10 protein-coding genes and 2 pseudogenes are annotated in these 8,382 nt (G+C 68.6%); 4 read left to right on the forward strand and 8 right to left on the reverse strand.

Annotated elements, in window-relative coordinates; translation table 11 throughout:
* Positions 1 to 95, reverse strand: a pseudogene (locus ACZ3TS_RS41800) (ATP-binding protein); the annotation flags it as partial.
* A gap of 483 nt (positions 96 to 578) precedes the next feature.
* Here ACZ3TS_RS41800 and ACZ3TS_RS41805 point away from each other — a divergent pair.
* The 3 genes and pseudogenes from ACZ3TS_RS41805 to ACZ3TS_RS41815 all read left to right on the forward strand — a co-directional run.
* Positions 579 to 784, forward strand: a pseudogene (locus tag ACZ3TS_RS41805) (IS21 family transposase); the annotation flags it as partial.
* A 245-nt stretch (positions 785 to 1,029) separates the two neighbouring features.
* On the forward strand, positions 1,030 to 1,338 hold the full coding sequence (locus tag ACZ3TS_RS41810) for a hypothetical protein (protein ID WP_467628150.1): 309 nt from the start codon (positions 1,030 to 1,032) through the stop codon (positions 1,336 to 1,338).
* Positions 1,339 to 1,385: 47 nt separating this feature from the next.
* Positions 1,386 to 1,757 carry a methyltransferase domain-containing protein gene (locus ACZ3TS_RS41815; protein ID WP_467628153.1) on the forward strand — a complete coding sequence of 124 codons (372 nt, stop codon included), beginning with the start codon at positions 1,386 to 1,388 and terminating at the stop codon, positions 1,755 to 1,757.
* Between the two features lie 53 nt (positions 1,758 to 1,810).
* Here the strand turns inward: ACZ3TS_RS41815 and ACZ3TS_RS41820 are convergent, their stop codons facing one another.
* Positions 1,811 to 2,098: a hypothetical protein gene (locus ACZ3TS_RS41820; protein WP_467628156.1), complete on the reverse strand. Its 288-nt coding sequence runs from the start codon at positions 2,096 to 2,098 to the stop codon at positions 1,811 to 1,813.
* Between the two features lie 130 nt (positions 2,099 to 2,228).
* Between ACZ3TS_RS41820 and ACZ3TS_RS41825 the strand changes: the two genes are divergently transcribed.
* Positions 2,229 to 3,470 carry a cytochrome P450 family protein gene (locus ACZ3TS_RS41825; protein WP_467628159.1) on the forward strand — a complete coding sequence of 414 codons (1,242 nt, stop codon included), beginning with the start codon at positions 2,229 to 2,231 and terminating at the stop codon, positions 3,468 to 3,470.
* A gap of 172 nt (positions 3,471 to 3,642) precedes the next feature.
* On the opposite strand, the gene ACZ3TS_RS41830 is transcribed toward ACZ3TS_RS41825, so the two are convergent.
* The 6 genes from ACZ3TS_RS41830 to ACZ3TS_RS41855 form a co-directional block, all read right to left on the reverse strand.
* Complete coding sequence (locus ACZ3TS_RS41830) at positions 3,643 to 4,020, reverse strand: toxin Doc (RefSeq protein ID WP_467628162.1); 378 nt, start codon at positions 4,018 to 4,020, stop codon at positions 3,643 to 3,645.
* Positions 4,020 to 4,259 (reverse strand): hypothetical protein, encoded by a 240-nt coding sequence (locus ACZ3TS_RS41835; RefSeq protein WP_467628165.1) that lies wholly within the window; start codon positions 4,257 to 4,259, stop codon positions 4,020 to 4,022. The genes ACZ3TS_RS41830 and ACZ3TS_RS41835 overlap by 1 nt, the downstream gene beginning before the upstream one ends.
* Before the next feature lie 118 nt (positions 4,260 to 4,377).
* Positions 4,378 to 4,722, reverse strand: coding sequence for an STAS domain-containing protein (locus ACZ3TS_RS41840; protein WP_467628167.1), 345 nt, complete (start codon positions 4,720 to 4,722; stop codon positions 4,378 to 4,380).
* Positions 4,723 to 4,892: 170 nt separating this feature from the next.
* Complete coding sequence (locus tag ACZ3TS_RS41845; RefSeq protein WP_467628170.1) at positions 4,893 to 5,795, reverse strand: DMT family transporter; 903 nt, start codon at positions 5,793 to 5,795, stop codon at positions 4,893 to 4,895.
* 228 nt (positions 5,796 to 6,023) lie between these two features.
* Positions 6,024 to 7,124 carry an NADH:flavin oxidoreductase/NADH oxidase gene (locus tag ACZ3TS_RS41850; protein WP_467628173.1) on the reverse strand — a complete coding sequence of 367 codons (1,101 nt, stop codon included), beginning with the start codon at positions 7,122 to 7,124 and terminating at the stop codon, positions 6,024 to 6,026.
* A 192-nt stretch (positions 7,125 to 7,316) separates the two neighbouring features.
* A complete protein-coding gene (locus ACZ3TS_RS41855; protein WP_467628175.1) occupies positions 7,317 to 8,330 on the reverse strand; it encodes an XdhC family protein in 1,014 nt (337 codons plus the stop codon).
* Positions 8,331 to 8,382 lie beyond the last annotated feature (52 nt).

Here is an 8,382-nt window from a genome sequence, read left to right on the forward strand (position 1 = left end):
ACGAGGCGGTCGATCATCGCGGCGGCCACGGTTTCGTCGCCGAAGACCTCTCCCCAGCGTCCGAAGGGTTTGTTCGAGGTGACGATCAGGCTGGCGGCCCCGCTTGCCCGGCTCGCCGTGCCTCGCTCAGCGGGGACGGACGACTCAGGCCGATCGTCGGGGCCGTGCGGCCGCTCCCCGAGGAGCCTGCCGCGTTCGCCCCCGCCCGGCTCACCCCGGCAAGACAATCACCCGGATAAGCGCCGCGCCTGACGCGCTTGAAGGACCTCGCGGCTGAATGCTGCGTCGGTGCGTAGCTCGGCCATACACAAAAGCAAACACATGCTCCGAAATTTAGAGCTTCCGGCTCAGGCAAGGAATGAAATACCCATGTGGCTTTGTAGGTGAGTTTCGAGAACGTCTGTCGCTCAGCCGTGGGAACGCCTGGTTCCACCGGAGAGTGATGTCGCTGAATTTCGAGAACGCCCCGGTGCTTGCTTCGGGACCATGGTTGTGCTCTGCACGACGAGGGGGCCCGGTTGCTGCCGAAGTCCAAGGTCGATCTGTACGCGGCGATCCGCCGTGACGCCAGGACGGGCATGGCGACGCGCGCGCTCATGCGGAAGTACGGCGTCGGCTACGAGACCGTGCAGAGGGCCCTGGTGTCGGCCCTGCCGGAGCCGCGGAAGAAGATGAGGCCCCGCGGGCGACGCGCCTGGACCCCTACAAGCCGGTGATCGACGCCATTCTGAAGACGGACCTGACCGCGCCGCGGAAGCAGCGGCACACGGTCAAGCGGATCTACATCAGCAGCGCTCTGTGATCGGCCGGCTTCGGCCGTGCCCGTAAGGCAGAAGCGTGGTTGCCCGTCGGGCGGCGCCGGGGTGGCTTCGGCCCACGGCCGGACGCGCACGCTGATCCCGCCGGCAACCATCCCCCTCCCGCATACGGCATGGCCCGCGAGCCACTCGACTGGCCACCCCCTCAGCGCGGTGGCCCCCGGGCAGGTCGGCCCCTTCGGGCCACAGCGGGACGCGAGATGCTGGGGACATGAAGATCGAGATCCTGGTCGTGCCCGACTGCCCGAACGCGGCGCCCGCCGCGGAACACCTGCGCCGCGCGCTCGACGACGCCGGACTGCACGACACCGCGTTCGCCACCCGCGTCATCACCGACCAGGCCGAGGCAGTACGGATGGGCTTCACCGGCTCCCCGTCCATCTTCATCAACGGCCACGATCCCTTCGCCGAACCCGGACGTCCGGTCGGCCTGGCCTGCCGGGTGTATCGCACTGCGGGCGGACTGGCCGGCTTCCCCGCCGCCGACCAGCTGCGCCAGGCCCTGACCAGCGCCCTCTAAGCTGACCGGCGAGTCCGGCACCGGCCCGAGAGGGGAAGCGGAGCACCGTGGCGAACAGCGAGCAGGACCTGGCGGACGCACAGCGGCGTCGCTGGCGGAACACCTACACCGCCCACCCCGGCATGTTCGGTGAGCAGCCCTCTGCACCTGCCGTCCACGCCGCCGACGTCTTCAGGGCTGCCGGGGCCAAAGATGTGCTGGAGCTCGGCGCCGGCCACGGCCGCGACACCCTGTACTTCGCCCGCGAAGGGTTCACTGTCCAGGCCACCGACTTCTCCGCCACCGGCCTTACGCAACTGCAAGAAGCCGCCCGCGCCAGCAGAACCCGTGACGGCGGCGGACGTCAGGCACGAACGACGCCGTTCCGGAGCTGCCGGCGCAGGCCAGAATGGATGCAGCGGCAACGTCAGCAGCGCTGACAGCCGCTCGATGCCGCTTGTCCACCACAGCCGAGCCGCGCGCACGAAGGCCGCTACCTCAGGGCCATTTCCTTGTTGCGCCAGCCGAGCACCAGGTGGGTACCGGGCAGATCACGTGTACGAACGGCCGTCACTTCGGGACTGAGCCGGGTCGATGGCGCCGCGGAGCCGAGGACCGTGATGAGACGGCCCGGAGCCACTCGGTCGACAATCTCGTCAAGCCCGAGCTCCGCGCACTCGGCGGCGACTGTGGGCTCCTGACGCAGCTCGCCCGGGGGCACGGCTGGGCGCTGCGCCAGGGTGTGACCGCTGGGTAGCGGGAAGAAAGGCAGTTTTTCCATCAGCTCCGCCGCCCGAAGCCCTCGCACCCGCTCCCTTCGGCGGAAATCACGAGGCCGACCAAATGGGCATATACCATCCCAATACCTGACAAAAAGCCGCACAGGGTCGCGACGCGTTTCGGGAGGCATCATGAGCCAGCAGCCGGTCCTTCTGCCCTACGCCGATCCGGCCTTCGTCGCGGATCCCTTCCCGTTCTACCGACAGCTGCGCGATGACGGCCCGGTGCGGCGCGCCGTCATCGTCGGCGGCCTGGAGGCCTGGCTGGTCACGCGCTACGAGGACGGCCTCGCCGCCTTGTCCGACCCGCGGCTGAGCAGCGACATCCGCGACGCGTCTGACCCTCGGCTCATGCAGCAGCTGCCCTCGGCCGAGCGTGAGTCCTTTCTGCGCAACATGCTCCGCGCCGACCCGCCCGACCACACCCGCCTGCGCCGTCTGGTCGCGAAGGCGTTCACGGCGCGCAGGGTGGCCGAGCTGCGGCCCAACGTCCAGGCGATCACCGACCGACTGCTCGACGCGATCGTGCCCACCGGCCGCGCGGACCTCGTCGAGGACTTCGCACTGCCGCTTCCGGTCACCGTGATCAGCGAATTGCTCGGGGTCCCTGCTGCGGACCGGCACGACTTCCAGCGCTGGACCGACGACATGACCCGCCGCGGAGCAGAGCCGCCGGACCCGGCCGTGGTGGACGAAGCCTGGCAGCACATGCACTCGTACCTCACCGAGCTTCTGCAGGCCAAACGAGCCCGACCGGCAGACGACCTGATCAGCGCGCTGATCATCGCCCGGGACGAGACACAGCGGTTGGACGAGGAAGAACTCATCGCCATGGCGTTCCTGCTGCTGGTAGCCGGATACATCACCACGGTCAACCTGATCGGCGGCGGTGTCGCCGCATTGCTCGCCCACCCCGACCAGCTGCAGATGCTGCGGGATGATCCGGCGCTGCTGCCGGACGCGATCGAGGAGTTCCTCCGCTACGACGGGCCGGTGAACCCCGGCATCGCCCGTTTCGCGCGCGAGGACGTGGAGATCGCGGGCGTGACCATCCCGCGCGGCGCGACGGTAGTGGTCGCCTCCGCCATCGCCGACCGCGATCCGGCGCGGTTCTCCGACCCCGATCGGCTGGACATCACCCGGCGGGACAACGCACATCTCGCATTCGGGCACGGCATTCACTACTGCCTGGGGGCGCCACTGGCGCGGCTGGAGGGTCAGATCGCGATCGGGACCGTCCTGCGCCGCCTACCCCGTCTGGCCCTGGCTGTGCCGCCCGCCGAACTGCGGTGGAGGCCCGGCGGTCTGCGCGGCCCCGAACGCCTGCCCGTCACCTTCACCCCCGGCCGTCCGGGACCAGCCACGTCGGCCTGACCCGAATACCCTGAAGCTCAGCTCGAGCGACAGACGTCACTCGAGAGGAACAACAGACTCTGAGCCACTGACGATGATGACCGTGCCACGTACTCGAAGTGGGCGTGGCACAAGTCCGCCTCGAGTACTGGCGGCGGTGGGCGTACTGCCGCCGGCATTCTGATCCGAGTCCCTACAGCTTCCAGGCGCGCAGCTGGTCGGCGACGTCCTGGACACCGATGCCGGTGTCGCGGATCTTGCGGACGAGGTCGGAGAGGGCGCCGTAAGGAGGATCGATGCCTTCGCCGGACTGGTCCATGTACTGGGCGGCGATGAAGGCGGCGTACAGGCTGTTGCGGTGCGGGAGGGGCTCCAGGCGCACGATGGTGTGCATCAGGGCGGCCGCGCGCCAGGCCGCGTCCGGGTCGGCGGCCGCCAGGGTGGGAAGCCGGGTCTTGTGGCGGGCGACGGCGGCCACCAGAGCGGAGTAGTCCAAGACGGTGAGGTCGTCGTGACCGAGCGCGGTCTCCTGGACGTCGAGAAGCCAGGAGACGTCGATGTAGAGGTGCATCAGGCGGCAGCGACTCCGTTGCCGCGCTGGGCGGGCGGCACCTCGTCGGGGAAGGACTGGTCGAACTCGTCGCGCAGCCGCTCCGCCCAACCGGTGGCGCCGGCGATGAACTGCCTGCGCTGCATCTCGCGGACGCCGAGGTCGTGGAGATACTGCTTGAGGCTCTTGCCCTCGGCAGCAGCCGCAGCCCGCACGCCCTCGAGTTCCTCTTCGGTGAAAGACACGTTGAGAGATGGCATGCAGCCGATGGTACCTAGTAGGTGCCTCCTCGCGCGAGCGTCTCCCGAGTGCCGTTCGGACGGCCGCAGCAGCACGCTGAACCCACCGGGTGCCTGACCAACCCTTGCAGTGGAAGAACTACACGGCCGTCATGGCGGCCTCCACCGAGTCGTAGATCGGGAAGACTTGGGTCAGGCCGGTGAGGCTGAAGATCCTGCGAATGTCAGGGCTGATGATCACCAGATTGAGCTCTCCCCCGCGAGCGTGGACGCGCTTTCGGATTCCGACGAGCACGCCCAGGCCGGTCGAGTCCATGAACCTCACTCCGAGCAGGTCGAGGATGAAGCGGCGCCGACCTTCCGCAAGACGCCTGACCACGTGGTCGTGGATGTGCGGCACGGTGGACACGTCGGCCTCGCCGTAGATCTCTACGACAGTCCAGTCGTTCGCGTCACGGTGACTGATGTGGAATTCGGGCTGCATGGCACCACTAACGGCCACGCCCTGGGGAGAGGTTGCGGCCCATTCACTCCGCACGTTCGTTCTGCATATGCCCGGACGACAGGCCAAGGGTTCACCCCACGGGGCCGGATGTCCCCGGCTCGGTGAAGCGCTCGGGCTGCAGGGTCGGTGTCGATGCCGCAGCCGCCCGGTCACATGGCTGCTGCGGCGGGTCGTTCCTCGCGCAGCGGTTCTTCGTCTCGGTTGACGCATTTCGCGAGGCAGCGGGTGCGGGACAGGGCGAAGACGCCGTAGGAGAGCAGTACGACGCCGAGGCACGCAGGCAGGAGCCACAGTCCGCGGCGCGGCGATTCAGCGAAGAGGAGGACACCAAGACAGAAGCTGACTGCGGCATCGCCGAGGGTGAGTGCCGGCTGCGAGGCGATCAGTGGGCCTCCGTGCATGGCGTAACCAAGCAGGAAGATGGAAAGTGAGCCGACGGTCGCAAACCCGTAGGTCTGCCAAGCGAGGAAGAATCTTGCTGCCCCCTCCTCGGAGAGGATGTCCATGGCGGACTTGACCAGCGCTGCGGTGAGCGCGTTGCCGATGGCGGCCGCGGCTGCCAGGCAGGCAGCGCGCGCCAGACCATGGCGGCGTCGGAGGCCGGCCAGGACGAGTGCGGCGGCGGTCCCGCAGACGACGGCCAGGGCCGGCACCCACCAGATTCCCGGGACCTGGGAGCGTCCCCCGGAGGGGGCGGCTGAGAACAGACTGACGGCCAGGCCCACGAAGATGCACACCACGCAGAGCCAGGCCTTGCGCGACACCTGCACATGGAAGACCAGGCTGCCGATGAGGAGAGCCAGCGGCAGTTCGAGTATGAAGACGGGCTGGACGGCGGCCAGGGTTCCCGCGTTCAGGGCCAAGGCCTGGAAGAGCGCGGCGAAGACGACCCCCAGGATGCCTCCGAACCAGACCGGACTGTGGAGGAGATGCCGGACGAGGCCAAGGCGGGCCGTAGAGTCGGGCACCTCCAACGCCGCACGCCGTTGCAGCACGGTTCCCACCGCGTTGCTGCCGGCAGCCAGTACCGCGAACATTATCGCCAGAATCATCCCGCTCGCACCGCTTCGAGTAGTTCAGGCGAAGAGTCTATGGGACCGCAGTTGCTGTGGGCATGCTGTGGGATGGCAACGAAGCGTTGCCGACAGGGGTCTCCCGGCGTGCTCCGGGCCGGCTCACACGCCTTGGAGACAAGGCGCCCGTGTCCTGATGGAGGCGGGCGGAGTGCTGCGCCGGGTGCCGTGTCGTGGGCGGGGCGCGGGGCCCCGCCCACTGGGCGGTTATGCGCGGTGGTACTGGATGGGAGTGGGGACCTCGCCGCCGAGTTCGGCGGCGGCGTGGCGGGCCCAGTAGGGGTTGCGCAGGAGTTCGCGCGCCAGGAGGACGGCGTCCGCCTTGCCGGAGGTGATGATCTCCTGGGCCTGTGCCGGTTCGGTGATCATACCGACGGCCGCCACCGGCATGCCGGTCTCGTTGCGGACCCGCTCGGCGAAGGGCACCTGGTAGTTGGGGCCCGTCACGATCTTCGCGTCGGGGACGATGGCGCCGGTGGAGATGTCCATCAGATCCACCCCGCGGGCCTGGAGCTCCTTGGCGAAGCGGACGGTGTCGTCCGCGGTCCAGCCCTCGCGATCGTCCTCGGGGTTCTCGGTGAGCCAGTCGGTCGCGGAGATCCGGAAGAAGACCGGCAGTTCCTCGGGCCACACCGCGCGGACGGCGTCGACGACTTCCAGCGCGAACCGGATCCGGCCCTCGAAGGAGCCACCGTACTCGTCGCTGCGGTGGTTGCTGTGAGGGGAGAGGAACTGGTGGATCAGGTAGCCGTGCGCTCCGTGGATCTCGGCGATCTCGAACCCGGCCGCCAGCGCACGCTCGGCGGCGTCGGCGAACTCCTGGACGATCTCACGGATGCGGTCCGTGGTCAGCTCTTCGGGAATCGTCGACGACTCGTCGAAGGGGACGGGACTGGGAGCGACCGGCGTCCAGCCGTGCGGCTCGTCCGGGGTGATCTGACGCCCCCGGTCGACCCAGGTGCGCTCGGTCGAGGCCTTGCGCCCGGCGTGTGCCAGCTGGATACCAGCGACGGTGCCCTGCGTCTTCAGGAACTCGGTGATTCGCCGGAACGCGGCGACCTGCGTGTCGTTCCAGATGCCCAGGTCGTAGGGGGAGATTCGGCCCTCCGGGCTGACCGCCGTGGCCTCCGTGATGATCAGACCGGTACCGCCGGAAGCACGCGCGGCAAGGTGGGTGAGGTGCCAGTCCGTCGGGGCACCTACCGACTCGCCCTCCGGTGCCGCACTGTACTGGCACATCGCCGCCATCCAGATCCGGTTCGGGATCATCAGCGACCTGAGGACGTAGGGGGTGAAGAGGGAGGTCAACTCAAAACTCCTGGTACGCGCCTGGTGAGCTGGCGGCCGAGTGCGAGTTGCCTGCACCCGGCGCCATGACAACACCAAGAATAATTGCAGTCGCTGGTTATTTATTCCAGCTGGCTAGCCGCGTACGCAAACCATGTCGGCAACCCGCGAGCTGCGCCGGGCCGACGGCTGAGCGCCTTCCTGGCACGGCAGTCATGCAATCAGTGGAGAGGGATCATCATGGAGTTCAGGCCGCAGAACCTCTGTCCGGTGGATGTCCCCGGTCAGGCGGGACAGTGGTCTGCCCGTCCCGCCCCACCGCAGTGAGATGATCTCCGCGGCGATGGACACCGCCGTCTCCTCCGGGGTACGGGCACCCAGGTCCAGACCGATCGGGGATGCCAGGCGCGCGATCTCGGCCTCCGTGGCACCTGCGGCGCGCAGGCGGTCCGTCCTGTCGTGGTGGGTGCGGCGGCTGCCCATCACGCCGATGTAGCCGGCCCTGGTGCGCATCGCGGCGAGGAGCAGGGGGATGTCGAACTTCGGGTCATGGGTGAGGACGCACACCGCCGTCCGCTCGTCCACCTCCGTCCGTGCCAGGTACTCGTGAGGCCAGGCGCGCACCACCTCATGGGCCTCCGGGAATCGTTCCGGGGTGGCGAACGCGGGCCGGGCGTCGCAGACCGTGACGCGGTAGCCGAGGAAGCTGCCGATCCTCGCTGTGGCGGCCGCATAGTCGACGGCGCCGAAGACGAGCATCCGTGCGGGAGGACGGAACGACTGGATGAAGAGTGAGACCTCGTCCCCGCGGCGTTGTCCCTGTGCCCCCACGTGCCGCAGCGCAGTCGTGCCCTGTGCCAAGAGCCCGCGCACCTCGTCCGCGGCAGCCCGGTCCAGCCTCCGATCCCCCAGTGATCCACGCGTGTCGTCAGCGGTCACGCCGAGCAGGGCACCAAGCGGAGCGGCGCCGCCGATCACGGTGGCGAGCGCCACGGCCTCGCCACCGGCGATGGCAGCGAGCAGGCCGGCCAGGTCGTCCCGTCGTGGATCGACGGCCCTGATCAGAACCTCCAGTGTGCCGCCGCAGGTCAGGCCTACCGCGAATGCGTCGTCGGCGGCGATGCCGTACTTCTGCAGCCTGGGCTCGCCCGTGGCGAGCACTTCGGTGGCGGCCTCGTACACGGCACCGTTGCTTTGATCCTCAACAGATTTCAGCAATCCGGGCATTTCGGCCCGGAAGGTCCGTCTCATCACCAAAGCGTGAGGGCTTCAGCATGAG

The sequence above is a fragment of the Streptomyces sp. NPDC022910 genome (assembly GCF_055561075.1).

Coding starts and splice junctions, on each gene's coding strand:
- ACZ3TS_RS41825 (WP_467628159.1), top strand. CDS start 2,229: ATGAGCCAGCAGCCGGTCCTTCTGCCCTACGCCGATCCGGCCTTCGTC.
- ACZ3TS_RS41810 (WP_467628150.1), top strand. CDS start 1,030: ATGAAGATCGAGATCCTGGTCGTGCCCGACTGCCCGAACGCGGCGCCC.
- ACZ3TS_RS41845 (WP_467628170.1), bottom strand. CDS start 5,795: ATGATTCTGGCGATAATGTTCGCGGTACTGGCTGCCGGCAGCAACGCG.
- ACZ3TS_RS41840 (WP_467628167.1), bottom strand. CDS start 4,722: ATGCAGCCCGAATTCCACATCAGTCACCGTGACGCGAACGACTGGACT.
- ACZ3TS_RS41855 (WP_467628175.1), bottom strand. CDS start 8,330: ATGCCCGGATTGCTGAAATCTGTTGAGGATCAAAGCAACGGTGCCGTG.
- ACZ3TS_RS41830 (WP_467628162.1), bottom strand. CDS start 4,020: ATGCACCTCTACATCGACGTCTCCTGGCTTCTCGACGTCCAGGAGACC.
- ACZ3TS_RS41835 (WP_467628165.1), bottom strand. CDS start 4,259: ATGCCATCTCTCAACGTGTCTTTCACCGAAGAGGAACTCGAGGGCGTG.
- ACZ3TS_RS41820 (WP_467628156.1), bottom strand. CDS start 2,098: ATGGAAAAACTGCCTTTCTTCCCGCTACCCAGCGGTCACACCCTGGCG.